Consider the following 25,510-nt stretch of genomic DNA (forward strand, 5'->3'; position numbering starts at 1 on the left):
TGGCACTAGTTATGACTGCCCCCTGCGTAAAAAGTTCTGCGCATCGCGAAAATTATTTTCGTCAATGCGCAAACTTAAGACTTATCCGAGACCTGGCCAGATGATGATGATAAGCGTACCTGCCAGGGTCAGCAGCACGTTGGCGATTGCGTAGGTGCCCGCATAGCCCAGAGCAGGGATGTTGCTGCGCGCGGTGTCGCTGATGATCTCCATCGCCGGCGCGCAGGTGCGGGCCCCCATCATCGCGCCGAAGAGCAGGGCGCGGTTCATGCGCAGCACGTAGGCGCCAAACAGGAAGCAGATCACCACCGGCACCAGGCTAACGATAAGGCCGGAAACCAGCATCTGCCAGCCCACGGCGCCCAGGCCGCTGCCGATACCGCTGCCCGCGCTCAGGCCAACCCCGGCCATGAAGACCATCAGCCCGAACTCTTTCACCATGTTTAGCGCGCCCTGCGGGATGTAGCCGAAGGTTGGGTGGTTTGCGCGCAGGAAGCCGAGCATGATACCGGCGAACAGCAGCCCGGCGGCGTTGCCGATGCCGAAGCTGAAGTTGCTGAACTGGAAGGTAATCATCCCGATCATCAGGCCCACGATAAAGAAGGCGCAGAAGGCCAGCAGGTCAGTCACCTGGCTGTGGATGGAGATAAAGCCGATACGGTCGGCAACCGTTTTCACGCGCCGCGTGTCGCCGCTCACCTGCAGGACATCGCCCTTGTTGAGAACGATATTGTCGTCGATCGGCATTTCGATCTGGCTGCGGATGACGCGGTTCAGGAAGCAGCCGTGGTCCGTGAGCTTTAGCTGCGCCAGGCGGCGGCCCACCGCGTTGTGGTTCTTCACCACAATCTCTTCGGTGACGATGCGCATATCGAGCAGATCCCGGTCGAAGACCTCTTTACCGTTGCGGAAGCTTGGGTCAAGGCGCGCGTGGGCGTCCGGATAGCCCACCAGGGCAATATCGTCGCCCATCTGCAGCACCGCATCGCCGTCCGGGTTTGCCAGAATGCCGTTGCGTCGGATGCGTTCGATGTAGCAGCCCGTCTGGCGGTAAATCCCCAGCTCGCGCAGGTTTTTACCGTCGGCCCAGGCCACCAGCTCGGGGCCGACGCGATAGGCGCGGATAACCGGAAGGTAGACTTTTCGCTTGGTGTCGGTGTCCAGTCCGCGCTCGCGCGCAATTTGCTGGGCGCTGGTCTGCAAGTCCTGGTGCTGCAGTTTCGGCAGATAGCGCGCCCCCACAATCAGGCTGACCAGCCCGATCAGGTAGGTCAGGGCATAGCCCAGGCTCAAGTTATCGAGCGCGCTGGAGAGCTGCGCACCGGCCATGCCGGAATGGCGCAGGGTGTCGCCCGCGCCCACCAGCACCGGCGTTGAGGTCATGGAGCCCGCAAGCATACCGGCGGTCAGGCCGATATCCCATCCGAACAGCTTGCCCAGCCCGAGCGCCATCAGCAGCGCGCTGCCCACCATCACCAGCGCCAGCATCAGGTAGTTTTTGCCGTCGCGGAAGAAAATAGAGAAAAAGTTCGGCCCGGCCTCCACGCCCACGCAAAAAATAAACAGCATGAAGCCTAAGTTGAGCGCGTCCGTGTTAATGCTGAAGTGCTGCTGGCCTAATAATAAGGAGACGACTAAAACGCCAATGGAATTACCAAGTTGAACTGAGCCCAGGCGCAATTTACCCAGACAAAGGCCCAGTGCGAGTACCACAAATAATAACAGGATGTAATTCCCATTTAACAAGTCTGCGACGTTTATATTCACGGAGGCTAACTTCTTGTTTACCAGTAAGTTGTTGAATGAAGAGGCTATTTGGGCTACTGTTTTGAACGTCAGGGGTCTGTTCGATCTTTCCCTGATGCATGACTCAATTCCCTAAAACAATAGCAAGCGGTTAGTTTAATCGTATTAGCTATCTACAGCTACCTATTATCGCACTACCTTGTGCGAGTTCTGGCACGGATTGCCACATGCTTTATCTGACTGGGCGTCCATTGGACGAAGGTGTATTTGATAGAGAAAAGTCAGGAGGATCGTTTGAACATTACGCGTAATTGGGCGGGCGTGGTCAGCTGCTTTTTGCTGTTCATCGTCGTGTGCGTGTCGTTAGCCTTTAACGTAAAAGGGGCGTTTCGCGCATCCGGTCATCCCGAACTGGGCCTGCTCTTTTTTACCCTGCCGGGAGCGGCGGCCAGCTTTCTTTCACGGGGCGGTGAAGTCGTTAAACCTCTACTTGGCGCGATTCTGGCGGCTCCGCTCTGTTTGCTGTTGCTGCGTCTGGTGTTTGTCACATCGCGTTCGTTCTGGCAGGAGCTGGCGTGGCTGTTAAGCGGCGTATTCTGGTGTGCGCTGGGCGCGCTGTGCTTTTTGTTTATTCGCAGCCTGCTGCACCGACGTCGTCACAAATAAAAACGCCCTCGGTCGAGGGCGCTTCTGAACTCACTGAATTTACTGAGCGGCAAACAGGCCCAGATTTTCTTTGGCGTAGGCTTCAAAGTCCGTGCAGCCGCCAATGTGTTTCTGATCGAGGAAAATCTGCGGTACGGTTTCAACCGGTTTACCCACGGTTTTTTCCAGATCGGCTTTAGTGATACCTTCGGCGTGGATATCCACATAGCGGAAGTTGAAGTCATCACGCTCTGCGGTCAGCTTCTCAGCCAGCTCTTTTGCGCGCACACAGTAAGGGCATCCTGGACGACCAAAAATTACTGCAAACATTTCTCTCTCCTCAAAATACAAGCCAAACGGCGAATGACACCTAGTGTGCACGATAACCGGCCGCAATGGAAAGAAGGTTTCACCTGTCACTTTGATACAGTGAGGCTATGTTTCGCCAATTACACGGCGTGCCGCATTGCCTATACTGGCTGGCATATGTGTAACGAAAGACCAAGAGAGATAAGATGACGCCAACGATTGACCTGCTGCTTTCCCACCGCTCCATTCGCCATTTCACCGGAGAGCCGATTAGCGAAGCGCAGCGCGAAGCCATTATCAACAGCGCGCGCGCCACGTCCAGCTCCAGCTTCCTGCAGTGCAGCTCCATTATCCGCATTACCGATCCGGCGATGCGCGAGCAGCTGGTGACCCTGACGGGCGGGCAAAAGCACGTCGCGCAGGCGGCGGAGTTTTGGGTTTTCTGCGCCGATTTCAACCGTCATCTGCAAATTTGCCCTGAAGCCCAGCTGGGGCTAGCGGAACAGCTGCTGCTGGGCGTGGTCGATACCGCGCTGATGGCGCAAAACGCTTTTACGGCGGCGGAGTCGCTTGGCCTGGGCGGGGTTTATATCGGCGGGCTGCGTAACAATATCGAAAGCGTAACCGAGCTTCTGAAGCTGCCGAAACACGTTCTTCCGCTGTTTGGCCTGTGCCTCGGCTGGCCGGCAGATAACCCGGACCTGAAGCCGCGTATTCCCGCGGCGATGCTGGTGCATGAAAACACCTATCAGCCCGTGGATCGGGATGTGCTGGCGCAGTACGACGACGAACTGGCGAACTACTATTTAACGCGCGACAGCAACAACCGCCGCGACACCTGGAGCGACCACATCCGCCGCACCATCATCAAAGAAAACCGCCCGTTTATTCTTGAGTATTTGCATAAGCAGGGCTGGGCGACGCGATAGTCATTTCTCCTGCGCCTCGTGTATGATAGGCGGGCTTTTACCATGTCTTTAGAGAGGTGCAGGGTGAAAATTGCCATTTTGTCCCGGGATGGAACGCTCTATTCATGCAAACGCCTGCGGGAAGCGGCGGCGAAGCGCGGCCACCAGGTTGAGATCCTCGATCCGATGTCCTGCTATATGAACATCGATCCGGCCGCGTCCTCCATTCACTACAAGGGCCGCCAGCTCCCCCGTTTTGACGCGGTGATCCCGCGCATTGGCTCCCAGAATACCTATTACGGCATGGCCGCGCTGCGCCAGTTTGAGATGCTCGGCAGCTATCCGCTCAACGAATCGGTCGCCATTTCCCGCGCGCGCGACAAGCTGCGCTCGCTGCAGCTTCTCGCCCGGCAGGGCATCGACCTGCCCGTGACCGGCATTGCCCACTCGCCGGACGACACCAGCGATCTGGTGGACATGGTGGGCGGCGCGCCGCTGGTTATCAAGCTGGTCGAAGGGACGCAGGGGATTGGCGTGGTGCTGGCCGAAACGCGGCAGGCGGCGGAGAGCGTAATCGACGCGTTTCGCGGCCTCAACGCGCACATTCTGGTGCAGGAATATATTGAAGAGGCCAAAGGCTGCGATATCCGCTGCTTCGTGGTCGGCAATGACGTGGTGGCCGCCATCGAGCGCCAGGCGAAAGAGGGCGATTTCCGCTCGAATTTGCACCGCGGCGGCGTGGCCCGCATTGCGACTATCACCGAGCGCGAGCGCGCCATGGCGGTAAAAGCGGCGCAAACGCTCGGGCTTGACGTGGCGGGGGTCGATCTCCTGCGCGCGGACCGCGGGCCGCTGGTGATGGAAGTCAATGCGTCTCCCGGGCTGGAAGGCGTAGAAAAAACGACGGGCGTCGATATTGCAGGTAAAATGATCTCATGGATCGAACGCCATGCGACGCCGGGTTTTTGCCTGAAAACGGGCGGGTAAATAGATTACCAGGCGCTTTTTGCGTAAGGTATGTAACGTTTTTATTAAAGAGGCTGCACAGCGATGGATTTACAGGTAGTTCCAACCCTGGATACGTTACGTCAATGGCTTGATGATGCGGGAATCACCTTCTTTGAATGCGACTCCTGTCAGGCGCTGCATCTGCCTCATATGCAAAATTTCGACGGCATTTTTGATGCCAAAATCGATCTGATTAACGACGTGATCCTTTTTTCTGCGCTGGCCGAGGTGAAACCGTCCGCGCTGCTGGCGCTGGCTTCCGATCTCTCTGCGATCAACGCCAGCTCGTTGACGGTGAAGGCCTTCCTCGATATCCAGGATGATAATCTGCCTAAGCTGGTGGTATGCCAGTCGCTGCTCTCGGGTGCCGGGCTGTCGTTTAAGCAGTTTTCCGCGTTCATGCGCCTGAGCGAAGAGCAGATTTCGATGGTGATGATGGAAGCGAACGCGCACCACCTGCTGTACAGCGCCGAGGACGATGCGGAAAATACCGACGCGTCGCCCAACTTTCTTCACTAAGCCGGTTTGATTTCCGCGCAGCCGCTGCCACGGCGGCTGCATAACCCCCTTTTTTCTGCTGCCGTTAACCTTCCTTTAAAGAATTTTTCACCTTACTCCGGGCCATTTTGGCTTATCACATAGACTTAACCTGCATAAAAAATTGATAAAAGGCGTTTTTTCGTCTGGGCTATAGGCGCAGACACGGGCTACAGTTATTCTTGCGGTGCTTAAAAAAGCGAGCGATTCCTGCCGAAATAGACACGTTTTCTTTTCGGCCTAAGCGAAAAAGTATGCATGATTCTTGCATACCTTCAGCGTGCACAGTTTTAGCTCGAATGTTAACGAGCTTTCAGAAGGAATAACGATATGATCGCCTTGAATAAAAAATGGGTATCGGGTCTGGTTGCGGGTGCGCTGATGGCCGTCTCTGCCGGCACGCTCGCTGCGGAACAAAAAACGCTCCACGTTTACAACTGGTCTGACTATATTGCGCCGGATACCGTCGCAAACTTCGAAAAAGAGACCGGCATTAAGGTCGTCTACGACGTCTTTGATTCCAACGAGGTGCTGGAAGGCAAGCTGATGGCGGGCAGCACCGGCTTTGACCTGGTTGTCCCCTCCGCAAGCTTCCTTGAGCGTCAGCTGACGGCGGGCGTGTTCCAGCCGCTGGATAAAAGCAAGTTACCGAACTGGAAAAACCTCGATCCGGAGGTGCTGAAGCTGGTGGCGAAGCACGATCCGGACAATAAATACGCAATGCCTTATCTCTGGGCGACCACCGGCATCGGCTTTAACGTCGACAAAGTGAAGGCGGCGCTGGGGCCGGACGTGAAGCTGGACAGCTGGGACGTGGTGCTCAAGCCGGAAAACCTTGCGAAGCTGAAAAGCTGCGGCGTCTCCTTCCTGGACGCCCCGGAAGAGATTTTCGCCACCGTGCTCAACTACTTAGGCAAAGATCCGAACAGCAGCAAGGCCGTTGATTACACCGGCCCGGCCACCGACCTGCTGCTCAAGCTGCGTCCGAACATTCGCTACTTCCACTCTTCCCAGTACATCAACGATCTGGCTAACGGCGATATCTGCGTCGCCATCGGCTGGGCGGGCGACGTCTGGCAGGCGGCGAACCGCGCGAAAGAGGCGAAAAACGGCGTAAACGTCTCGTACTTCATTCCGAAAGAGGGCGCGCTGGCCTTCTTCGACGTCTTCGCGATGCCGGCCGATGCGAAAAACAAAGATGAGGCCTATCAGTTCCTCAACTACCTGATGCGCCCGGAGGTGATCGCCCACATCAGCGATCACGTCTATTACGCGAACGGTAATAAGGCCTCCGTGCCGCTGGTCAGCGAAGAGATTCGTAACAACCCGGCGATTTATCCGCCTGCGGACGTGTTTGCCAAGCTCTTTACCCTCAAAGTGCAGGACCCAAAAATTGACCGCGTGCGCACCCGCGCGTGGACCAAGGTGAAAAGCGGTAAATAATCCCTTGTCGTAGGCCGGGCAAGCGAAGCGCCCCCGGCAACAGGCGCACCGTTCTGGTGCGCCTGCACCATGATTTGATCTCTGCCGGAGAACACCCCGTGAACGATGCAACTCCCCGCCCGCAGGCGAAAGTCCGTAAAGCGCTGACCCCGCTGCTTGAAATTCGTAACCTCACCAAATCCTTCGACGGCCAGCACGCCGTGGACGACGTTAGCCTGACCATCTATAAGGGCGAAATTTTTGCCCTGCTCGGCGCGTCCGGCTGCGGGAAATCGACCCTGCTGCGCATGCTGGCCGGTTTTGAACAGCCGACCGCCGGGCAGATCGTGCTCGACGGGGTCGATCTCTCCAGCGTGCCGCCGTACCAGCGCCCGATCAACATGATGTTCCAGTCCTACGCGCTCTTCCCGCACATGACCGTGGAGCAGAATATTGCGTTCGGCCTGAAGCAGGACAAGCTGCCGAAAGCCGAGATTACCGCCCGCGTGGCGGAAATGCTGAGCCTGGTGCACATGCAGGAGTTCGCCAAACGCAAGCCGCACCAGCTCTCCGGCGGCCAGCGTCAGCGCGTGGCGCTGGCCCGCAGCCTCGCCAAGCGCCCTAAGCTGCTCTTGCTCGACGAGCCGATGGGGGCGCTGGATAAAAAGCTGCGCGACCGCATGCAGCTGGAAGTGGTGGATATCCTCGAGCGCGTGGGCGTGACCTGCGTGATGGTCACTCACGATCAGGAAGAGGCGATGACCATGGCCGGGCGCATCGCGATCATGAACCGCGGCAAGTTCGTGCAGATTGGCGAGCCGGAAGAGATTTACGAGCACCCGACCACCCGCTACAGCGCGGAGTTTATCGGCTCGGTCAACGTCTTCGAAGGGCTGCTGAAAGCGCGTCAGGACGACGGCCTGGTGATTGAATCGCCGGGGCTGGTGCATCCGCTGAAGGTTGATCCTGATAACTCCGTCGTTGACAACGTGCCGGTTTACGTCGCGCTGCGGCCGGAAAAAATCATGCTCTGCGAAGAGCCGCCTGCCGACGGCTACAACTTTGCCGTCGGGGAGGTGGTGCATATCGCCTATCTGGGCGACCTTTCCATCTACCACGTTCGCCTGAACAGCGGGCAAATGCTCAGCGCGCAGCTGCAAAACGAACATCGCTTTCGCAAGGGCCAGCCGACCTGGGGCGACGAAGTGCGCCTGTGCTGGGACGCGGACAGCTGCGTTGTGCTGACGGTATAAGGAGCGGCCATGAGTACATTTGAACCACCGTCCCGCGTTCACAGGCCGGGCGGGTTTGCGCCCTGGCTGGCGCGGATGAAGATGGCGCACGGGCGCAAGCTGGTGATTGCCATGCCGTACGTTTGGCTGATCCTGCTGTTCCTGCTGCCGTTCCTGATCGTCTTCAAGATCAGCCTGGCGGAAATGGCGCGGGCGATCCCCCCGTACACCAACCTGCTGGACTGGGCCGACGGGCAGCTCACGCTGACGCTGAACCTGGGCAATTTCCTCCAGCTGACGGACGATCCGCTCTATGTCGAAGCCTATCTGCAGTCGCTGCAGGTGGCGGCGATCTCGACGATCTGCTGCCTGCTGATGGGCTATCCGCTGGCGTGGGCGGTGGCGCACAGCAGGCCCTCAACGCGTAACATCCTGCTGCTGCTGGTGATCCTGCCGTCGTGGACCTCGTTCCTGATCCGCGTGTACGCGTGGATGGGGATCCTGAAGAACAACGGCATCCTCAACAACTTTCTGCTGTGGCTGGGGGTTATCGATCAGCCGCTGACCATCCTGCACACCAATCTCGCGGTCTATATCGGGATTGTGTATGCCTACCTGCCGTTTATGGTGCTGCCGATCTACACCGCGCTGACGCGCATTGATTATTCGCTGGTGGAGGCGTCTCTGGATCTGGGCGCGCGGCCGCTGAAGACCTTCTTTAGCGTGATCGTCCCGCTGACCAAAGGCGGTATTATTGCCGGATCGATGCTGGTGTTTATCCCGGCGGTAGGGGAGTTTGTGATCCCCGAACTGCTCGGCGGCCCGGACAGCATCATGATTGGCCGCGTGCTGTGGCAGGAGTTCTTCAACAACCGCGACTGGCCGGTGGCCTCGGCGGTGGCGATCGTGATGTTGCTGCTGCTGATCGTGCCGATCATGTGGTTCCACAAGCACCAGCAGAAGCAGATGGGGGAGCGCGGATGAACAACTTACCGGTAGTACGCTCTCCGTGGCGGATCCTGATCCTGGTGATTGGCTTTACCTTCCTGTACGCGCCGATGCTGATGCTGGTGATCTACTCCTTCAACAGCTCAAAGCTGGTGACGGTATGGGCGGGCTGGTCCACGCGCTGGTACAGCGAGCTGTTTCACGACGACGCCATGATGAGCGCGGTGGGGCTGAGCCTGACGATCGCGGCGCTGGCCGCGACCATGGCCTGCGTGCTAGGCACCATCGCCGCGCTGGTGATGGTGCGCTTCGGGCGTTTTCGCGGCTCGACGGGCTTTGCGTTTATGATCACCGCGCCGCTGGTCATGCCGGACGTCATCACCGGCCTGTCGCTGCTGCTGCTGTTCGTCGCGCTCGCCCACGCCATCGGCTGGCCGGCGGATCGCGGCATGCTGACGATCTGGCTGGCGCACGTCACCTTCTGTACCGCGTACGTGGCGGTGGTGATCGCCTCGCGGCTGCGCGAGCTGGACCGCTCCATTGAGGAGGCGGCGATGGACCTGGGCGCCACGCCGCTGAAGGTCTTTTTCGTCATCACGCTGCCGATGATTATGCCCGCGGTGATCTCCGGCTGGCTGCTGGCGTTTACCCTGTCGCTGGACGATCTGGTCATCGCCAGCTTCGTCTCCGGCCCGGGGGCCACCACGCTGCCGATGCTGGTCTTCTCCAGCGTGCGCATGGGCGTTAACCCGGAAATTAATGCCCTGGCGTCGATCATCCTTGGCGTGGTCGGAATTGTCGGATTTATCGCCTGGTACCTGATGGCGCGCGCGGAAAAACAGCGCGTGCGTGATATCCAGCGTGCAAGACGCGGCTGAAGCATTTAAAATTTCCAGTGATGTGCCGCGCATGACGCGGCGCTGTTTTTCAGGGAAGTAAAACATTGGGATTCTTTCAAAAAACACGTCATTCGCACGCTCGTCCGAACGTTCCTGCGCTGGTGCAGGTGGCGGCGCTCGCCATTATTATGATCCGCTGCCTGGACGTGCTGATGATTCTGAACACGCTGGGCGCGCGCGGCATTGGCGAATTTATTCACCGCAGCGTGCAGACGTGGAACCTGACGCTGGTCTTTTTTGCCAGCCTGGTGCTGGTGTTTGTTGAGATTTACTGCGCGTTCTCGCTGGTGAAAGGGCGCAACTGGGCGCGCTGGATCTATCTGCTGACGCAGGTGACGGCGGCCAGCTATCTCTGGGCCGCGTCGCTGGGTTACGGCTATCCGGAGCTGTTCAGCATTGCGGGCGGGTCCAGGCGCGAGATTTTCCATTCGCTGGTGATGCAAAAGCTTCCGGATATTTTGGTCCTGTGCCTGCTTTATCTTCCGGCGTCCAGCCGGAGATTCTTTCGCCTGCAATAAAATAACGTATATAATCGCAGCCCCCGTGATTCTTAAGGTCTTAATATGCAGTGCGCACTCTTTGACGCCGGTCGCTGCCGCTCCTGTCAGTGGATAGAACAGCCGGTCTCCCAACAGCTCTCCGCCAAAATGACCGATCTGCAGCAGCTGCTGGCAGAACACGCGGTGGGCGAGTGGTGCGCACCCGTCAGCGGGCCGGAGCAGGGCTTTCGCAATAAGGCCAAAATGGTGGTCAGCGGCAGCGTCGAAAGGCCGCTGCTGGGGATGCTGCACCGCGACGGCACGCCGGAAGATTTAACCGAATGCCCGCTGTATCCTGATTCCTTCGCGCCGGTCTTTGCGGCGCTCAAGCCCTTCATTGCCCGCGCCGGGTTAACGCCCTATAGCGTTGCCCGCAGGCGCGGCGAGCTGAAATACCTTCTGCTCACCGAAAGCCAGGTTGACGGCGGGATGATGCTGCGCTTCGTGCTGCGCTCGGAGGCCAAGCTGGAGCAGCTTCGCGCGGCGCTGCCGTGGCTGCAGGCGCAGCTTCCGCAGCTTAAGGTCATTACGGCGAACATTCAGCCGGTGCATATGGCGATCATGGAAGGGGAGAAAGAGATTTTCTTCACCGACCGGCACGCGCTGGCGGAAAGCTTCAACGGCGTGCCGCTGTGGATCCGTCCGCAGAGCTTCTTCCAGACGAACCCGACCGTCGCCAGCGCCCTGTACGCTACCGCCCGCGACTGGGTTCGCGCCCTTAATATCGGCCACATGTGGGACCTGTTCTGCGGCGTGGGCGGCTTTGGCCTGCACTGCGCCACCCCGGAGATGCAGCTGACCGGGATTGAGATCTCCCCCGAAGCGATCGCCTGCGCGAAGCAGTCCGCCGCCGAGCTGGGGTTAACAAACCTTCATTTTCAGGCGCTGGACTCCACCCGCTTCGCCACCGGGCAGGGCAACGTGCCCGAGCTGGTGCTGGTCAATCCGCCGCGGCGCGGCATCGGCAACGCGCTGTGCGACTACCTCAGCCAGATGGCGCCTGAGTCCATTATCTACTCCAGCTGCAACGCCCGGACGATGGCAAAAGACATCGCCCACCTGCCGGGCTACCGCATTGCGCGCGTGCAGCTTTTCGATATGTTCCCGCACACCGCGCATTATGAAGTGCTGACGCTGTTGACCCGCAGGCCGGGTAAGGCGTAGCGCCACCCGGCGTAAACCCCGCACAATGTTAAACAAAATGTGAACTCTGCCAGCCCCTAAAATCAGGTAAGCTTAAGCCAGAAGAACTGAATTAAGGCTTAACGATGAAGCAGATCCTGCTGGTGGAAGATGACCACGATATCGCGGCGCTTCTGCGTCTCAATTTAGAAGACGAAGGCTACGCCATTACCCACGAGCCTGACGGGGCCAGGGCGCTACGCTGCCTGGACGCGCAGCCGTGGGACGCGGTGATCCTCGATCTTATGCTCCCGCACGTTGACGGCCTGGAGATTTGCCGCCGCATTCGCCAGATGACGCGCTACCTGCCCATTATCATCATCAGCGCCCGCAGCAGCGAAACGGACCGCATTACCGGGCTGGAAACCGGCGCCGATGATTATCTGGCGAAACCGTTCTCGGTGCAGGAGCTGATTGCCCGCATCAAGGCGCTGTTCCGCCGCCAGCAGGCGATGGGGCAGGCGCAGCCCGCGGGGCAAATCCACGCCCACGGCCTGACGATCGACCCGCTGGCGCGCAGCGTGCGCCTGCACGGCCAGGACGTCGACCTCACCCCGCGCGAGTTTGAGCTGCTCTACTTCTTTGCCCGGCACCCGGGCGAGGTCTTTTCGCGCCTGGCGCTGCTGGAACAGGTGTGGGGCTACCAGCACGAAGGGTACGAGCATACGGTGAACACCCATATCAACCGTCTGCGGATCAAGATTGAAAAAGATGCCGCCGAGCCGGAGATCGTTCGCACCGTGTGGGGCAAAGGCTACAAATTTGCGGAGGTTAAGCCTGATGGGGCGATTTAACCTGAGCCAGCGCCTGACGCTGCTGTTCATCCTGCTGCTGCTGATTTGCGCCAGCGTCGCCTGCGCCGTTCAGCTGTACAGCACCACCCAGTACGGCAACGCCACGGTGCAGCGCCTTTCCGGCGGGCTTGCGCAGCAAATCGTGCAGCGCGAAGCCATTCTCGACGCGCAGGGCGGCGTTGACCGCACCGCGCTGAAGCCGCTGTTTGACCGCCTGATGACCTTTAACCCCAGCGTTGAGCTGTACGTTATCTCCCCGGACGGGGACGTGCTGGCCGACGCCGCGCCGCCCGGCCACGTGAAGCGGCAAAAAATCGACCTCAAGCCGCTGCAGACGTTCCTGAGCGGCGGCGCCATGCCGGTCTACGGCGACGACCCGCGCAGCGAGAACCAGAAGGTGTTTAGCGTCACCCCGCTGCGCCAGGACGGGGCGCTGCGCGGGTATCTGTACATCATCCTGCAGGGGGAAGAGTTTAACGCGCTGGCGGAGATGGCCTGGCACGACGCGCTCTGGCGTACCGCGCTGTGGTCGCTGCTGCTGGTGGCCACGTTTAGCCTGCTGGCCGGGCTGCTGGTGTGGTTCTGGGTGACGCGCCCGGTTAACCAGCTTACGCGCGACGTCGCGGGGCTGGACCAGGACAGCATCAGCACCATAAAGCAGCTGGCGGCAGAGCCGCTGGAGCCCGCAAGCCGTGATGAAGTGGTGCTGCTGCGCAACAGCTTTATCGAGCTGGCGCGCAAAATCACCTCCCAGTGGGATCGGCTGGCCGACAGCGATCGCCAGCGCCGGGAGTTTATCGCCAATATTTCGCATGACCTGCGCACGCCGCTGACCTCCCTGCTGGGGTATCTGGAAACGCTGTCGCTCAAATCCGCGACCCTGACCGCCCAGGAGCACCAGCAGTATCTCGCCACCGCGCTGCGCCAGGGGCAAAAGGTGCGCCATCTGTCGCAGCAGCTTTTCGAGCTGGCGCGCCTTGAGCACGGCGGCATCCGGCCGCAGCGCGAGCGGTTTGCCATGGCCGAGCTGATTTCGGACGTGGCGCAGAAGTTTGAGCTGGCGGCGCGCACGCGCGAGGTGAACCTGCACATCGACGTGCCGGGGCCGCTGCCGCTGGTGAACGCCGACGTCTCGATGATTGAGCGGGTGGTGACCAACCTGCTGGACAACGCCATTCGCCATACCCCCGCGGGCGGGGAGATCCGCCTGGCGGTGTGGCAGGAGAACGAGCGGATCCAGGTGGAGGTGAGGGACAGCGGAGCGGGCGTAGACGATGCCCTGCGCGACGAACTGTTTCAGCGGCCTTCGGCGCTGAATACGCAGGCGTCGCGGGAGAACCGCGGCGGGCTAGGATTGCTGATTGTGAAGCGGATGCTGGAGCTGCACGGCGGTGGAATAAGGCTGATGGAGTCGGTGAGCGGGGCGCGGTTCAGGTTCTTTGTGCCGCTGTGAGAAATTGCCGGGTAAGGCGTAGCTGCCACCCGGCACACATATTTATTGCGGGAACCACTGCGCGCTGATTTTCTGGTACGTACCGTCAGCCTTAATCGCCTTCAGCGCGCCGTTCAGTTTTTCCAGCAGCGCTTTGTTGTCCGGACGCACCGCGATGCCCAGGCCCGTGCCGAAGTACTGCGGATCGGTCACTTTCTCGGTGGCGGTACCCAGCTGCGGGTTGGTTTTCAGCCACTCGTTCACCACGGCGGTATCGCCAAAGACGCCGTCGATACGGCCATTTTTCAGGTCGATAATCGCGTTCTGGTAGCTGTCGTAGGCCACGGTTTTCACTTCAGGATGCTTGTCCTGCAGGTATTTCTGGTGCGTGGTGCCGTTTTCCATGCCGATGCGTTTGCCCTTCAGCTCGTCAAAGGATTTGTAGGTGCCTTTCTTCGCGATAACCACCGCCGAGTTGGCGTAGTACGGGTCGGTGAAGGCTACCTGCTTGCTGCGCTCAGGCGTGATGTCCATGCCGGAAATCACCGCATCGTATTTCTTGAATTTCAAAGACGGGATCAGGCTGTCAAACGCGTGGTTGGTGAAGGTGCAGTCGGCCTGCATCTGCTTGCACAGCGCTTTCGCCAGATCGATATCAAACCCGACGATCTGGTTGCTGGCGTCCAGCGATTCAAACGGCGGATAGGTGGCCGAAACGCCGAAGTTGATTTTATCCGCGGCGGATGCGCCAGCGGCGAAGGTTGCCAGCAGTGCTGCCAGAACTAATTTTTTCATTGTCATACTCCCGTCTGTAAGTCTTATGGTAAAACAATGCCAGTAATTGAATTTATATGCAATAAAAATGATTAAATATTGTATTGCTGACAAAAAAAAGCGGATAACCAAAACGTTATCCGCTTCTATTAATCACATTTATGCACTTCTTGCCGACTAGCGCTGCGCTTACCCGGCCTACGATCTGCGCTCAAACGCCAGCGCTTTACGCTCGATTAAACGCATCATCAGCGTCAGCAGGCCGTTGACCACCAGGTAGACCAGCCCCGCGGCACCGAACACCATCACGTCGTAGGTGCGCCCGTACAGCAGCTGCCCGTGGCCCATCACCTCCATCAGCGTGATGGTGTAGGCCAGAGAGGTACTCTTGAACACCAGCACCACTTCGTTGGAATAGGATGAGAGCGCGCGCTTAAAGGCGTACGGCAGCAGGATAGCCAGGGTATCTTTTTTGCTCATGCCCAGCGCCCCGCAGGACTGCCACTGGCCTTCCGGGATCGCGCGGATCGCGCCGTAAAACAGCTGGGTGGTATAGGCCGCGCTGTTCAGCGAGAGCGCAATCAGGGCGCACAGCCACGGCTCGGAGAGCAGGTGCCAGACAACCGGATACTCCTGCAGCGACGGAAACTGCCCCGGGCCGTAGTAAATCAGGAAGATTTGCACCAGCAGCGGCGTGCCGGTAAACAGGGTGATGTAGGCGCGCACGATCCACACCAGCACCGGCGTTTTCAGCGTCAGGACGATGGTGAAGAGCAGCGCCAGGATCAGCGCCACAACGATAGAGGCGACGGTCAGCGTCAGGCTGGTGTGCAGCCCTTTCATCAGCTCCGGTAAGTATTCAAGCATCAGCCCGGTCTCCGTTCAAAACGCGTTGCGCGCAGGTCAATACGCTTAAGGATGTACTGACTCAGCAACGTGATCGCCAGGTAGATTGCCGCCGCCACGATGTACCAGGTAAACGGCTCCTGGGTGCGGGTCGCGATACTTTTGGTTTGCAGCATTAAATCGTTGACGCTGATTAAGCTCACCAGCGCGGTATCTTTCAGCAGCACCAGCCACTGGTTGCCCAGCCCCGGCAGCGCGTGACGCCACATCTGCGGCATCACCAGGCGGAAGAAAATAGCCGCTTTCGACATCCCCAGCGCCTGTCCGGATTCCCACTGGCCCTGCGGTACGGCTTTCAGCGCGCCGCGCAGTGTCTGCGAGGCGTAGGCGGAATAGAGCAGGGAAAGGGCAATCACGCCGCAGAGGAACGGGCTGACGTCGAAGTTTTCAATCTGCATCTGCACCGGGATATGCGCAAAACCCAGATTAATCGTGAAGCCGTCGGACAGCGTTAACAGCAACTGCGAGGAGCCGAAATAGATAAACAGGACCACCAGAATCTCCGGTAGCCCACGCAGCACCGTGACCAGCGCCGAGCCGAGCCATGCGATCGGGCGCCATTTTACCGACTCCCAGACCGCAAAGAACATCGCCAGCGCGAGGCCGATAATCAGTGCGCAAACGGCAAGGCCGACGGTCATCCCGGCGGCGCTTGCTAAAGGAAAAATTTCATTCATCAGGAATTACTTCTGGAACCATTTTTTGTAGATGGTTTCGTAGGTGCCGTCTTTCTTCACTTTTTCCAGCGCAGCGTTGAATTTCTGCTGCAGCTCGGTGTTGCCCTGACGAACCGCGATGCCCAGGCCGGTGCCGAAGTAGGCCTTATCGGTCACTTTGTCGCCGACTGGCGCCAGCTTGTCGTTCGCTTTCAGCCATTCGGTCACTACGGCGGTATCGCCAAACACGCCGTCAATACGGCCGTTTTGCAGATCCAGCTTCGCATTCTGGTAGCTGTCGTAAGGCACGGTGGTGATTTCCGGATGTTTATCCATGATGAATTTCTGGTGCGTGGTGCCGTTCTGCACGCCAACCTTCTTGCCTTTCAGCTGGTCAATCGCGGTGAATTTGCCTTTCTGACCGATGAACAGCGCGGAGTTGTCGTAGTAAGGGGTGCTGAACAGAACCTGCTTTTCACGTTCTGGCGTGATGTCCATGCCGGCCATCACCGCGTCAATGCGGCGGAACTTCAGGCTTGGGATCAGGCTGTCAAACGCCTGGTTGCTGAAGGTGCAGGTTGCATCAATCTCTTTGCACAGCGCGTTAGCCAGATCGACGTCGAAGCCAACGATCTTGTTGTTGGCATCGATGGATTCAAACGGAGGGTAAGACGCCTCGGTAGCGAAGCGAATGGTCTGAGCTGCGGTAGCGGAAAGGCTGACGCTTGCGAGCAGCGCGGCAATCAATACTTTTTTCATTATCATTTTTCCCTAACACATCAGTGAGATAAGTAGTTTTTGAAGGCGTCGGTTTGCGGGTTGCTAAAGCAGCTCGCGTCACCTTGCTCAACGATATACCCGTTTTCCATGTAGACCACGCGGCTGGCGGTTTTGCGCGCCACTTCCACTTCGTGGGTCACGATGACCTGAGTAATGTTGGTTTCCGCCAGCTCGCGGATAATGCTGACGATTTGGGCGGTAATTTCCGGGTCCAGCGCGGCGGTCGGCTCATCGAACAGCAGCACCGCCGGCTCCATCATCAGCGCGCGGGCAATGGCCACGCGCTGCTGCTGCCCGCCGGACAGGTGCAGCGGATAGCGATCGCTGTATGGCTTAAGGCGCAGGCGCTCGAGCAGCTTTTCGGCACGCGCCATCGCCTGGTCTTTGCTTAAGCCCAGCACGCGGCACGGGGCCTCGATCAGGTTTTGCAGCACGGTCAGGTGCGGCCAAAGATTGTACTGCTGGAAAACCATGCCAACGTTTTGACGCAGTTCGCGAATCGCTTTATCGGAAGGCGTTTTGGCAAAGTCGAAATGATTACCCGCGATCGCCAGCGTGCCGGAGCGCGGCATTTCAAGCAGATTAAGAACACGCAAAAGAGAGCTTTTTCCCGCGCCGCTTGGGCCAAGCAAAACCAGCGTTTCGCCTTCCGGGCAGTTCAGCGTGATGTCAAACAGCGCCTGGTGTGCGCCGTAGAAGCAGTTAATGCCGTTTAGTTTAATACTCATCGGGGCAGTCTTTACTCATCCAGGCAATCTATAGCAATTGAGGCCGCAGATAGTACCGTTGACAGAATAGTTATGCAATATTTCTGCGTTAAAAGTTAAATATAACCCGTATTCTGATCTAAACATAGCACAAAATAGGGAACGGCAGGGGGGGCGAGAATAAATGTCGGCATTCCGCATGAAATGCCGGACATTTTACGGGGTTAACAATTTTAGGGCTGCGCTTTAGCGGTTTTCAATCGACTGGCGAAGCGTGCCCGCCGGGGCGTGTACGCTACCGCCGATGTACCGTACGTCGTCCACGGCCCAGCACTGGCCTTCGCGGATCATCAGCACCTCATCCTGCCAGGTCTGGCTGCCCTGGGTCAGCTTCACGCGCAGGGGGATGTTGCGGGCATCGGTGTTCGGAATGGTAGAGGCGCTGGCGACGTCGGCGCTGTCCGGCAGGGTGGCGCGGCTGGAGAACGGATCGGATTTGAGCAGCGCGTTATGCTGCGGATCGCGCGCCGCGTCGTTCAGCAGTTTTGCCAGACCATCGCTCAGGTATGGGCGCAGGGCGGTGAGATCGTTACCGCGATGCTGAATACGATAATCGTAGAACTGCTGCGCCACGGCGTCCGGGCCGCCGTCAATACAAGGGCCGCTGCGGGTTCCAATATCCTTAAAAGCAGGCGTGACCGTGGTGCACGCGCTGAGCACCAGCGCACACGGCACTAAAAGCGTTAAAGCAGAGTAGCGCATGTTGATTTCCTTATTAATTAACTATCCTTTCAATCATAGCGTAACGAACCGATAATGCAGTTGCTAACGCATTGAACGCTAAAGAAGGAGAGAAAGTATGCAATTTTCAACCACGCCTACCCTGGAAGGGCAACCCATCATTGAATATTGCGGCGTCGTCACCGGCGAAGCGATTCTTGGCGCCAACATCTTCCGCGACTTTTTTGCCGGCATCCGCGACATCGTCGGCGGGCGTTCCGGAGCGTATGAAAAGGAGCTGCGTAAAGCGCGCGAAATCGCCTTTAAGGAGCTCGGCGAACAGGCCAAAGCGCTCGGCGCGGATGCGGTCGTCGGGATTGATATCGATTACGAAACGGTCGGCAAAGACGCCAGCATGCTGATGGTGAGCGTCAGCGGCACGGCGGTGAAAACCCGCCGATGAAGCGCTCGCTTGCCGCCGTCCTGCTGGCGATGATGCTGGCAGGATGCGCCACGGAAAAAGGCGTGGTTGATAAAGGCGCCTACGAGCTGGATACCCGCCACCAGGCGCAGGCGGCCTACCCGCGCATAAAGGTGCTGGTTATTCACTATACCGCCGATGATTTTGACACCTCGCTTGCCACCCTCACCGATAAAAACGTCAGCTCCCACTATCTTATCCCCGCCAGGCCGCCAGCGCCTGACGGCAAGCCGCGCATCTGGCAGCTGGTGCCCGAAAGCGAACTGGCCTGGCACGCGGGAATCAGCTTCTGGCGCGGGACGAACCGCATTAACGACACTTCCGTCGGCATTGAGCTGGAAAACCGCGGCTGGCAGATGATTAACGGGCAGAAGCGCTTTACGCCGTTCGAACCTGCGCAAATCAGCGCCCTGATCCCGCTCGCTAAAGACATCATCGCGCGCTATAGCATCAAGCCCGAAAACGTGGTCGCGCACGCGGATATCGCCCCGCAGCGTAAGGACGATCCCGGCCCGCTGTTCCCGTGGGAAGCGCTGCACAGGCAGGGCATTGGCGCATGGCCTGACGCCGATCGGGTGGCGTTTTACATGAACGGGCGCCCTCGCTTTCAGGCAGTCGAGCAGAGCGCCTTGCTCGACCTGCTGGCGCGCTACGGCTATGAGGTGCCTGACAAAGGTACGCCGCAGCAGCTGAAAAGGGTCATCATGGCGTTTCAGATGCATTTCCGCCCGCAGCTGTGGAACGGCGCTGCGGACGTGGAGACGATGGCGATTGCCGAAGCGCTTCTGGAGAAATACGGACAGGGGTAATCCTTCGGGATTGCCTCCGAAAGGGCTGATTTTTCTCTCTTTAAGTAAGATTAATCTTAAGTACAATCTCAATTAACTTTTAGTTAATTGACTTAAAATTACCCGCGATTAATATAGACACATAGCCTGCTAAGTAATTGCAAAAATATAATCATTAAGTAGTACTTTCTCTATTTTATTTACGTATTCATCAGGAATGCATTCGTGGCCCTGGTATTATCCGTGGCCGCAGATAATCTTAAATTACATCTTAAACGGGTATAACAATGTTAAGCATCTACGGTAAAAAATTACGTCCACAACAAGAGATGGAAACCATTATTTCTGCGACGTCAGGTTATGAAGAAAAAACGTTAAAGAAATGGCAGAAAATCTCCACGTCTGATTCAGGAAAAATTCATATCATCGTCAGTGGCGACGTCGAATTTCGTCGTGAATCGGATGAACTTTGCATGTTCACCTTACAGGGCCAGTGTATTTTTGGTCTTTCCTCAATCTTTTATAACTCGTCCCACATGTACGGCCTGGTGCGCGGCAACACGGTTGTTCGCTCCATCGACAAAGAAGAGTTTATGCGCCTGATGACCGAGAAAGGCCTGTGGCCACAGCTGACAAAAGTGCTCTCCTGGTATATCTGCATGCTCAGCAAGCGTGACGATGTACTGGTTGCCCGCAGCGCGTATTCCGTCGTACGCGAGTTTTTATTAGAAATAAATGAGCTGATCGTCCATCACCAGCGCGATATTAACGTTTATGACTATATTCAGGAATACACCAACCTGGCTCGCAGCACCATTATTAAAATCCTTTCCGATTTAAAGAAAGGGCAATACATTGTGGTGGAGAAAGGACGTCTCCTGAACCTCACCAACCTGCCTGAAAAATATTAATGGCTTCCGCCGGTCCTCTTTTCAATAAAAGGGGACCTTGTTATTTTCTGCTGTTCTTCCTTCACCTCGACATTACCCTGCGTCTCATCGGTTGGTGGCGCAGGTATTTTTCCTTGAGAATAATCTTGCTCTTGTTCTTTTAGCGCCTGCATAAACAGCGTTTTTAACGATGCGCTGTCATCATCCGCGCCTGAAGCCGGTGAATCGTGCTCTTCCGTTCCGGGGAGCGTATCGCGCGACGTATCGTGCGGCGCGTCCAGATTGCCGTCGGGCGCCTGCTGCCAGTCCGCGTCATCGCCGTTAATCGGCATATCCTGCATGGGCGGAACGTCTTCATGTACCGGAATGGGTTTCGGCTGCGGGTGCGGGAACGGCTTGCTTACGTACACGTAGTGCATGTCCGAAAGCGACGTTTCCGGTTTCGTCGTGTTCACCTTAACCGGTTCCGGCGCGGGATGGCGCAGGTTCCAGTAAACGTGGGCGTAAAGCCCGGCGATAATCACGGCGGCGATCCCCAGCATCCACAAAAACGTGTTGCCGAAGACCTTTTTCAGACTGGGAAAACGGTATGAAAACCACACCGCTTCCCCGGTCTCATAGCTGCGCTGGGCAGCGAGACAGATCGTAGACATTATGCGTGTTTCTCCTGAGGGGTTGCGCCCGCCGTCGTTTGGGGGGCCTGTATCAGTACGCTTGGCGTAGCGTGAGTTTCACGCATCAGCTGCATCAGGGTATCTTCACCCGGAATACCGTCCACGTGCAGGTTCAGTTTCTCCTGGAACGCGCGGGTGCGCTTCATTAACTCCGCGGTCCACGCCTGCGCGTGGGTTTCCGGCATTCCCAGCGCCAGGCTGAGCTGCCGATCGAGCCAGGCGAGATCTTTGCCGTCGCTGGCCGCGCTGATGGCGTCTTTGCCTTCCGGCGTCAGGCGGTGCAGCAGCGTATAGTTGCCGGTGGCGTGCTGGTTATACCAGCTGCGGCTCACCTGCCATGTTTTCCCGTTCATCAGCAGATCCAGGGTGCGATCGCCCACGCGGGCGACAACGGCATAGTTCAGGTGGTTGCCGGTGGTGATTTCTCCGACCCACGGATAGCCCTCTTTCCCCAGCTCCGCCAGCGTGGCATTTCCCTGCCTGCACGTCAGGTTGACCTTCGACGCGTTCTGGCACAGCGCGTCATCGGCGGAGGCATCGTATCCCCACATCAGGTAAAGCTGATGCATGGCGTCCGGCTGGTTAACCATTTCATTATCGATGACCGGAACAACCGGCGCCTGAACCTGCGGCTTGGGCTGTTTCCAGCTCGCCGGGATCGGCAGCGCGACGGGCAATCTGGCACTAATGAAGGCGGTTTGATACCAGCCGCAGGCGGCGAAAAGCACCGAGGCAAACAGTCCCACGGTTGCCAGGCGCTTACCGTGTTTTTTTGCCGGGAGGATTTCGCCCGCGGCCAGGCGCAGGTGCCGAGGGCTCACTGCCGGGGCGCGTTCGGTCCAGGCGGCGAGTAGGGCAAGATGCGCCAGCGCGTTAAATGACGTGATGTTTCCTTTGGTCAGGGTATGCATTTTGCGCACGCGCGCCGGTACCAGCGGGGAATTTTCGCAGCCGTGCTCGTCGCACTGCGCCTGAACGTAGCTCAGGGTTTCGCGGCAGGTCATTGCGCGCAGCGCGTGGTGGGTATGCACATACTCTTTGAGCCCTGAGCGCTGCATCAGTTCGGCTTCCTGAGCGGCGGCGCCCATCAGGACGATGGATAAATGAAACTCCAGCTCATGGGCGCGGGTCAGCAGCATGCCCAGGACCTCATGGCAGCTCTCTTTCATCGCTTCCACGTGGGTAATAACCAGCACTTTACCGTTCGCCTTGCGGGAAGAGGGATCTTCCTGCCACTGGCGCAGCACCGCATCAACGGCGTGAATGCGATTCTTACTCTCTTTGGTGCCTGGATTGAGCTTGTACAGCAGGCTACTGGCGCTCAATTTTGGAAAGGCATTAATCGCGAGGACGTTGCGGCCGTGGGATTTCAGCGCATCGCTGAACTGGCCCAGCAGCGGCGCGTCGTTGCAAAAGAGTCCGGTAATACCCGCCTGCTGGATCTTCTCTTTCAGCAGGTTAAAAACGTCCTGATGATAAGGCACAAAAAAATCACCCGAGGCGCGAGTGACCTTTTTGAACGGCGGATTCTGGAAATGAAAATGACTCTGATACATACGACTTACCGTCTCTTTACATGAATAGCATTAGGGCGAAAAAGTAAGGTAAGGCGGGGTGATGGTCAATTTGCAATCAGGGTAAAAATAACCTGTTCCCGCTATCTAACATCACGTATTTATTGGGTCAATATTTTTCTTTATTAAAGTTAATGGCGAAGCAAGTGGTCGATTTACAGCCGGATAATTACTATCTACTTCACATATTGGCGCAGCATAACGCTGCTTTTTTTCGCTTTGCTAAAGGCCAGATGAAAATGAGGTTCTCATTTCTTTCCAGGTTGATAATGCCCTGTATTATGTTTGTGACGCTATTGTTTTGCGGTCACCAGGGATACGTCATCTTTAAGGATTATAAAAAACAATCTACCAGGCGGGCGCTTGCGAACGTAAAGCCGCAAATAAAGCGTCAGGAAGAAAACGCGTTCACCCTGTTTAATGCCGCCGTCCGTCAGGATGCGCTCGCCGCTGCGGCAAAAGCGCCGCTCTCCGCCGAGATTGAAGGCATTGTCAGCAGCGATGAATCCTGGCTCTCCTTCGCCGTCATCAAGACGCCATCAGGGCAGAAAAGCTACCGAGAAGGGGAAAGCCTGACGGGGTTTAACGACGCGTATGTGGAAGAAATTAATCAAGATAATGTGGTGGTCAATTATGAAGGGGCCACACAGGTTCTGGCGTTAAAAAAACCAGATTACTTCAAGGGCGGCGTTGACAGCGGCCCGGTAACCAAATCGACAAAAGACGCGGGCGCTGACAGCCTGCACCTCAATGATTATCTGGTGTTAAAGCCGGTTATCGAAAAGGGCCAGCTGGAAGGCTACAACATAAACCCAAGGAATGCCTCCGCTTTCTTCAGCCATTCAGGGCTGAAAAAAGGCGACGTGGCGGTAAAAGTCAATTCTGTCGATATGACCAAAGAAGCTGAGGCAAAAAATATTATTGCCAGCTGGTCGAAAATGAAAGAAGCGGAGGTCGTCGTAAGACGTCACGCTCACCTTGAAAATATTCGGGTCAATGTTCTAAACAATTAACAAGTGTACAGACATGAAGAAATTTCCTTGGGCGTGCGTGGCGCTGACCGCATTGTCGTTATATTCCGGTTCGCTGCTTGCAGCCAACTTTAGCGCCAGCTTTAAAAATACCGATATTCGAGAATTTATCGATACCGTCGGGCGTAACCTTAATAAAACCATTCTGGTCGATCCTTCCGTTCAGGGCACGGTATCGGTCAGAACCTATAACGTGCTGACGGAAGACGAATATTATCAGTTCTTCCTGAGCGTGCTGGACCTGTACGGTCTGTCGGTGATCCCGATGGATAACGGCATGGTCAAAGTTGTGCGCTCAAGCGTAGCCCGCACCGCCGGTGCGCCGCTCGCGGACAGCAAAAACCCGGGCAAGGGCGATGAGATCATCACCCGCGTTGTGCGCATGGAGAACGTGCCGGTGCGCGAGCTGGCCCCGCTGCTGCGCCAGCTGAACGATGCGACCGGGATCGGCAACGTGGTGCACTTCGAGCCGTCGAACGTGCTGCTGTTAACCGGCAAAGCGTCGGTGGTAAACCGCCTGGTGGACCTGGTGCAGCGCGTGGATAAAGACGGCGTTCAGCGCCGCGAAATCGTGCCGCTGCGCTATGCCTCCGCGAAGGGGCTCTCCGACATGTTGAACAACCTCAACAACGAAGAGCAAAAAGGGCAAAACGCGCCGCAGCTGGCCACCAAAGTGGTCGCGGACGACGAGACCAACAGCCTGGTGATCAGCGGCTCGGAAGACGCGCGTGCGCGCACCCGCTCCCTGATCGGCCAGCTGGATCGCGAGCAGAACAACGAGGGGAACACCCGCGTGTTCTACCTCAAATATGCCAGCGCGACCAAGGTGGTTCCGGTGTTAACCGGCATCGGCGAGCAGCTGAAGGACAAAGCCGGCGCGCCGAAGAGCAAAACGGCGACAGCGTCTACCGACCTGAACATAACCGCCGACGAATCAACCAACTCACTGGTGATCACCGCGCAGCCTAACGTGATGAACTCGCTGGAGAAGGTGATCGACAAGCTGGATATCCGTCGTCCGCAGGTGCTGGTGGAAGCGATCATTGCTGAAGTGCAGGACGGCAGCGGCATGGATCTCGGCGTGCAGTGGACCGGCAAGCACGGCGGCGTGCAGTTCGGCTCGACCGGGCTGCCGATCAGCCAGATTAAGAACGGCACGATGAAGGGCACAAGCTTTACCGGCCTGGCCACCGGCTTCTTTAACGGTGATTTCGGCGCGCTGCTCACGGCGCTCTCGACCGGGGCCAAGAACGACATTCTTTCTACGCCAAGCGTGGTCACGCTGGATAACAAAGAGGCCTCGTTCAACGTCGGTCAGGACGTGCCGGTGCTGTCCGGCTCCCAGACCACCAGCGGCGATAACGTCTTCAACTCCGTTGAGCGTAAAACCGTCGGTACCAAGCTTAAGATCGTGCCGCAGATTAACGACGGCGACATGATTCACCTGAAGATCGAGCAGGAAGTGTCCAGCGTGGACAACAGCGCCACCGAAGATGCGAGCCTCGGCCCGACCTTCAACACGCGCACCATCAACAACGAAGTGATGGTCCACAGCGGCCAGACGGTGGTGCTCGGCGGCCTGATGGAAAACGTGACCAAACAGACGGTGTCGAAAGTGCCGCTGCTGGGCGACATTCCGCTGGTCGGGCAGCTTTTCCGCTACACCTCGGAGGACACCTCCAAGCGCAACCTGATGGTCTTTATCCATACCACGGTGCTGCGCGATGACGACAACTACAGCGCCGCATCGAAAGAGAAATACGATCAGATCCGCGCGCGCCAGCAGCAGCGGATGGAGGAGAAGAAGCTTGGGATCGTTGAAAACAGCGACAACCCGGTGCTCCCCGCCTTCCCGGTCGACAAAAGCAGCAGCGTGACGCCCGTGAAATCAACCGGCGCGGCTTCCCGTAACCCGTTTAAAGAGTAGC

The 25,510-nt window shown here is 57.7% G+C and carries 27 protein-coding genes; 17 read left to right on the forward strand and 10 right to left on the reverse strand.

Annotated elements, in window-relative coordinates; translation table 11 throughout:
- Positions 1-81 precede the first annotated feature (81 nt).
- Positions 82-1,767, reverse strand: a complete 1,686-nt coding sequence (locus V1599_RS09750; RefSeq protein WP_112012234.1) for an aspartate:alanine antiporter — start codon at positions 1,765-1,767, stop codon at positions 82-84.
- A gap of 273 nt (positions 1,768-2,040) precedes the next feature.
- On the opposite strand from V1599_RS09750, the gene V1599_RS09755 reads away from it, so the two are divergent.
- On the forward strand, positions 2,041-2,412 hold the full coding sequence (locus tag V1599_RS09755; RefSeq protein WP_112012235.1) for an inner membrane protein YbjM: 372 nt from the start codon (positions 2,041-2,043) through the stop codon (positions 2,410-2,412).
- A 39-nt stretch (positions 2,413-2,451) separates the two neighbouring features.
- Here the strand turns inward: V1599_RS09755 and V1599_RS09760 are convergent, their stop codons facing one another.
- Positions 2,452-2,721, reverse strand: coding sequence for a GrxA family glutaredoxin (locus tag V1599_RS09760; RefSeq protein WP_112012236.1), 270 nt, complete (start codon positions 2,719-2,721; stop codon positions 2,452-2,454).
- Positions 2,722-2,906: 185 nt separating this feature from the next.
- Here V1599_RS09760 and nfsA point away from each other — a divergent pair, with 185 nt between their 5' ends.
- The 11 genes from nfsA to V1599_RS09815 all read left to right on the forward strand — a co-directional run bounded on the left by nfsA (position 2,907) and on the right by V1599_RS09815 (position 13,622).
- Entirely contained in the window at positions 2,907-3,629 is a 723-nt protein-coding gene (gene nfsA / locus V1599_RS09765) for a nitroreductase NfsA (protein ID WP_395301456.1), read from the forward strand.
- A 63-nt stretch (positions 3,630-3,692) separates the two neighbouring features.
- Positions 3,693-4,595: a 30S ribosomal protein S6--L-glutamate ligase gene (gene rimK / locus V1599_RS09770; RefSeq protein WP_395301457.1), complete on the forward strand. Its 903-nt coding sequence runs from the start codon at positions 3,693-3,695 to the stop codon at positions 4,593-4,595.
- A gap of 63 nt (positions 4,596-4,658) precedes the next feature.
- Positions 4,659-5,135, forward strand: coding sequence for a YbjN domain-containing protein (locus tag V1599_RS09775; RefSeq protein ID WP_395301458.1), 477 nt, complete (start codon positions 4,659-4,661; stop codon positions 5,133-5,135).
- Between the two features lie 348 nt (positions 5,136-5,483).
- Positions 5,484-6,596: a spermidine/putrescine ABC transporter substrate-binding protein PotF gene (potF, locus tag V1599_RS09780; RefSeq protein WP_395301459.1), complete on the forward strand. Its 1,113-nt coding sequence runs from the start codon at positions 5,484-5,486 to the stop codon at positions 6,594-6,596.
- 98 nt (positions 6,597-6,694) lie between these two features.
- On the forward strand, positions 6,695-7,828 hold the full coding sequence (potG, locus tag V1599_RS09785; RefSeq protein ID WP_112012241.1) for a putrescine ABC transporter ATP-binding subunit PotG: 1,134 nt from the start codon (positions 6,695-6,697) through the stop codon (positions 7,826-7,828).
- A gap of 9 nt (positions 7,829-7,837) precedes the next feature.
- Complete coding sequence (gene potH / locus V1599_RS09790; protein ID WP_297118842.1) at positions 7,838-8,791, forward strand: putrescine ABC transporter permease PotH; 954 nt, start codon at positions 7,838-7,840, stop codon at positions 8,789-8,791.
- On the forward strand, positions 8,788-9,633 hold the full coding sequence (potI, locus tag V1599_RS09795) for a putrescine ABC transporter permease PotI (protein WP_112012243.1): 846 nt from the start codon (positions 8,788-8,790) through the stop codon (positions 9,631-9,633). Before potH ends, potI begins: the two co-directional genes overlap by 4 nt.
- A 65-nt stretch (positions 9,634-9,698) precedes the next feature.
- A complete protein-coding gene (locus tag V1599_RS09800; protein WP_297118839.1) occupies positions 9,699-10,172 on the forward strand; it encodes a YbjO family protein in 474 nt (157 codons plus the stop codon).
- Positions 10,173-10,217: 45 nt separating this feature from the next.
- The gene (gene rlmC, locus V1599_RS09805; RefSeq protein WP_395301460.1) at positions 10,218-11,357 is read left to right on the forward strand and encodes a 23S rRNA (uracil(747)-C(5))-methyltransferase RlmC; all 1,140 of its coding nucleotides are present in this window, start codon (positions 10,218-10,220) and stop codon (positions 11,355-11,357) included.
- Positions 11,358-11,461: 104 nt separating this feature from the next.
- Positions 11,462-12,169, forward strand: a complete 708-nt coding sequence (locus V1599_RS09810; protein WP_395301461.1) for a response regulator transcription factor — start codon at positions 11,462-11,464, stop codon at positions 12,167-12,169.
- Entirely contained in the window at positions 12,153-13,622 is a 1,470-nt protein-coding gene (locus tag V1599_RS09815) for a sensor histidine kinase (protein WP_395301569.1), read from the forward strand. Before V1599_RS09810 ends, V1599_RS09815 begins: the two co-directional genes overlap by 17 nt.
- Before the next feature lie 42 nt (positions 13,623-13,664).
- Here V1599_RS09815 and artJ read toward each other — a convergent pair whose 3' ends face one another.
- The 6 genes from artJ to V1599_RS09845 all read right to left on the reverse strand — a co-directional run bounded on the left by artJ (position 13,665) and on the right by V1599_RS09845 (position 18,186).
- Entirely contained in the window at positions 13,665-14,396 is a 732-nt protein-coding gene (gene artJ, locus V1599_RS09820; RefSeq protein WP_112012247.1) for an arginine ABC transporter substrate-binding protein ArtJ, read from the reverse strand.
- Positions 14,397-14,573: 177 nt separating this feature from the next.
- On the reverse strand, positions 14,574-15,242 hold the full coding sequence (artM, locus tag V1599_RS09825; protein ID WP_112012248.1) for an arginine ABC transporter permease ArtM: 669 nt from the start codon (positions 15,240-15,242) through the stop codon (positions 14,574-14,576).
- Positions 15,242-15,958 carry an arginine ABC transporter permease ArtQ gene (gene artQ / locus V1599_RS09830; protein ID WP_297118830.1) on the reverse strand — a complete coding sequence of 239 codons (717 nt, stop codon included), beginning with the start codon at positions 15,956-15,958 and terminating at the stop codon, positions 15,242-15,244. Before artQ ends, artM begins: the two co-directional genes overlap by 1 nt.
- 6 nt (positions 15,959-15,964) lie before the next feature.
- A complete protein-coding gene (artI, locus tag V1599_RS09835) occupies positions 15,965-16,696 on the reverse strand; it encodes an arginine ABC transporter substrate-binding protein ArtI (protein ID WP_112012250.1) in 732 nt (243 codons plus the stop codon).
- A gap of 20 nt (positions 16,697-16,716) precedes the next feature.
- Positions 16,717-17,445: an arginine ABC transporter ATP-binding protein ArtP gene (gene artP / locus V1599_RS09840; protein ID WP_112012251.1), complete on the reverse strand. Its 729-nt coding sequence runs from the start codon at positions 17,443-17,445 to the stop codon at positions 16,717-16,719.
- A gap of 225 nt (positions 17,446-17,670) precedes the next feature.
- Positions 17,671-18,186: a lipoprotein gene (locus V1599_RS09845; RefSeq protein WP_297118827.1), complete on the reverse strand. Its 516-nt coding sequence runs from the start codon at positions 18,184-18,186 to the stop codon at positions 17,671-17,673.
- A 97-nt stretch (positions 18,187-18,283) separates the two neighbouring features.
- Here V1599_RS09845 and V1599_RS09850 point away from each other — a divergent pair, with 97 nt between their 5' ends.
- From V1599_RS09850 to V1599_RS09860, 3 genes are all read left to right on the forward strand, one after another.
- Positions 18,284-18,607 carry a heavy metal-binding domain-containing protein gene (locus V1599_RS09850; RefSeq protein WP_112012253.1) on the forward strand — a complete coding sequence of 108 codons (324 nt, stop codon included), beginning with the start codon at positions 18,284-18,286 and terminating at the stop codon, positions 18,605-18,607.
- Entirely contained in the window at positions 18,604-19,434 is an 831-nt protein-coding gene (locus tag V1599_RS09855; RefSeq protein WP_395301462.1) for an N-acetylmuramoyl-L-alanine amidase, read from the forward strand. The genes V1599_RS09850 and V1599_RS09855 overlap by 4 nt, the downstream gene beginning before the upstream one ends.
- A gap of 266 nt (positions 19,435-19,700) precedes the next feature.
- On the forward strand, positions 19,701-20,324 hold the full coding sequence (locus V1599_RS09860) for a helix-turn-helix domain-containing protein (protein WP_112012255.1): 624 nt from the start codon (positions 19,701-19,703) through the stop codon (positions 20,322-20,324).
- Here V1599_RS09860 and V1599_RS09865 read toward each other — a convergent pair.
- Positions 20,321-20,956 carry a hypothetical protein gene (locus V1599_RS09865; protein WP_395301463.1) on the reverse strand — a complete coding sequence of 212 codons (636 nt, stop codon included), beginning with the start codon at positions 20,954-20,956 and terminating at the stop codon, positions 20,321-20,323. The two genes, V1599_RS09860 and V1599_RS09865, sit on opposite strands and share 4 nt — an antisense overlap.
- Positions 20,956-22,533 carry a peptidoglycan-binding protein gene (locus V1599_RS09870; protein ID WP_395301464.1) on the reverse strand — a complete coding sequence of 526 codons (1,578 nt, stop codon included), beginning with the start codon at positions 22,531-22,533 and terminating at the stop codon, positions 20,956-20,958. The genes V1599_RS09865 and V1599_RS09870 overlap by 1 nt, the downstream gene beginning before the upstream one ends.
- 299 nt (positions 22,534-22,832) lie before the next feature.
- Here V1599_RS09870 and gspC point away from each other — a divergent pair, with 299 nt between their 5' ends.
- The gene (gene gspC, locus V1599_RS09875) at positions 22,833-23,564 is read left to right on the forward strand and encodes a type II secretion system protein GspC (protein WP_112012307.1); all 732 of its coding nucleotides are present in this window, start codon (positions 22,833-22,835) and stop codon (positions 23,562-23,564) included.
- Positions 23,565-23,577: 13 nt separating this feature from the next.
- Positions 23,578-25,509 (forward strand): type II secretion system secretin GspD, encoded by a 1,932-nt coding sequence (gspD, locus tag V1599_RS09880; protein WP_112012258.1) that lies wholly within the window; start codon positions 23,578-23,580, stop codon positions 25,507-25,509.
- Position 25,510 lies beyond the last annotated feature (1 nt).

It is taken from the genome of Enterobacter sp. ECC-175 (assembly GCF_043968675.1).
Lineage (GTDB): Bacteria > Pseudomonadota > Gammaproteobacteria > Enterobacterales > Enterobacteriaceae > Enterobacter.

Excerpts from the sequence above, each read along its gene's own strand:
- V1599_RS09760 (WP_112012236.1), bottom strand. The coding sequence starts at position 2,721 with ATGTTTGCAGTAATTTTTGGTCGTCCAGGATGCCCTTACTGTGTGCGC.
- nfsA (WP_395301456.1), top strand. The coding sequence starts at position 2,907 with ATGACGCCAACGATTGACCTGCTGCTTTCCCACCGCTCCATTCGCCAT.
- V1599_RS09775 (WP_395301458.1), top strand. The coding sequence starts at position 4,659 with ATGGATTTACAGGTAGTTCCAACCCTGGATACGTTACGTCAATGGCTT.
- potF (WP_395301459.1), top strand. The coding sequence starts at position 5,484 with ATGATCGCCTTGAATAAAAAATGGGTATCGGGTCTGGTTGCGGGTGCG.
- potH (WP_297118842.1), top strand. The coding sequence starts at position 7,838 with ATGAGTACATTTGAACCACCGTCCCGCGTTCACAGGCCGGGCGGGTTT.
- potI (WP_112012243.1), top strand. The coding sequence starts at position 8,788 with ATGAACAACTTACCGGTAGTACGCTCTCCGTGGCGGATCCTGATCCTG.
- rlmC (WP_395301460.1), top strand. The coding sequence starts at position 10,218 with ATGCAGTGCGCACTCTTTGACGCCGGTCGCTGCCGCTCCTGTCAGTGG.
- V1599_RS09810 (WP_395301461.1), top strand. The coding sequence starts at position 11,462 with ATGAAGCAGATCCTGCTGGTGGAAGATGACCACGATATCGCGGCGCTT.
- artJ (WP_112012247.1), bottom strand. The coding sequence starts at position 14,396 with ATGAAAAAATTAGTTCTGGCAGCACTGCTGGCAACCTTCGCCGCTGGC.
- artM (WP_112012248.1), bottom strand. The coding sequence starts at position 15,242 with ATGCTTGAATACTTACCGGAGCTGATGAAAGGGCTGCACACCAGCCTG.
- artQ (WP_297118830.1), bottom strand. The coding sequence starts at position 15,958 with ATGAATGAAATTTTTCCTTTAGCAAGCGCCGCCGGGATGACCGTCGGC.
- artI (WP_112012250.1), bottom strand. The coding sequence starts at position 16,696 with ATGAAAAAAGTATTGATTGCCGCGCTGCTCGCAAGCGTCAGCCTTTCC.
- artP (WP_112012251.1), bottom strand. The coding sequence starts at position 17,445 with ATGAGTATTAAACTAAACGGCATTAACTGCTTCTACGGCGCACACCAG.
- V1599_RS09845 (WP_297118827.1), bottom strand. The coding sequence starts at position 18,186 with ATGCGCTACTCTGCTTTAACGCTTTTAGTGCCGTGTGCGCTGGTGCTC.
- V1599_RS09850 (WP_112012253.1), top strand. The coding sequence starts at position 18,284 with ATGCAATTTTCAACCACGCCTACCCTGGAAGGGCAACCCATCATTGAA.
- V1599_RS09855 (WP_395301462.1), top strand. The coding sequence starts at position 18,604 with ATGAAGCGCTCGCTTGCCGCCGTCCTGCTGGCGATGATGCTGGCAGGA.
- V1599_RS09860 (WP_112012255.1), top strand. The coding sequence starts at position 19,701 with ATGTTAAGCATCTACGGTAAAAAATTACGTCCACAACAAGAGATGGAA.
- V1599_RS09865 (WP_395301463.1), bottom strand. The coding sequence starts at position 20,956 with ATGTCTACGATCTGTCTCGCTGCCCAGCGCAGCTATGAGACCGGGGAA.
- V1599_RS09870 (WP_395301464.1), bottom strand. The coding sequence starts at position 22,533 with ATGTATCAGAGTCATTTTCATTTCCAGAATCCGCCGTTCAAAAAGGTC.
- gspC (WP_112012307.1), top strand. The coding sequence starts at position 22,833 with ATGTTTGTGACGCTATTGTTTTGCGGTCACCAGGGATACGTCATCTTT.
- gspD (WP_112012258.1), top strand. The coding sequence starts at position 23,578 with ATGAAGAAATTTCCTTGGGCGTGCGTGGCGCTGACCGCATTGTCGTTA.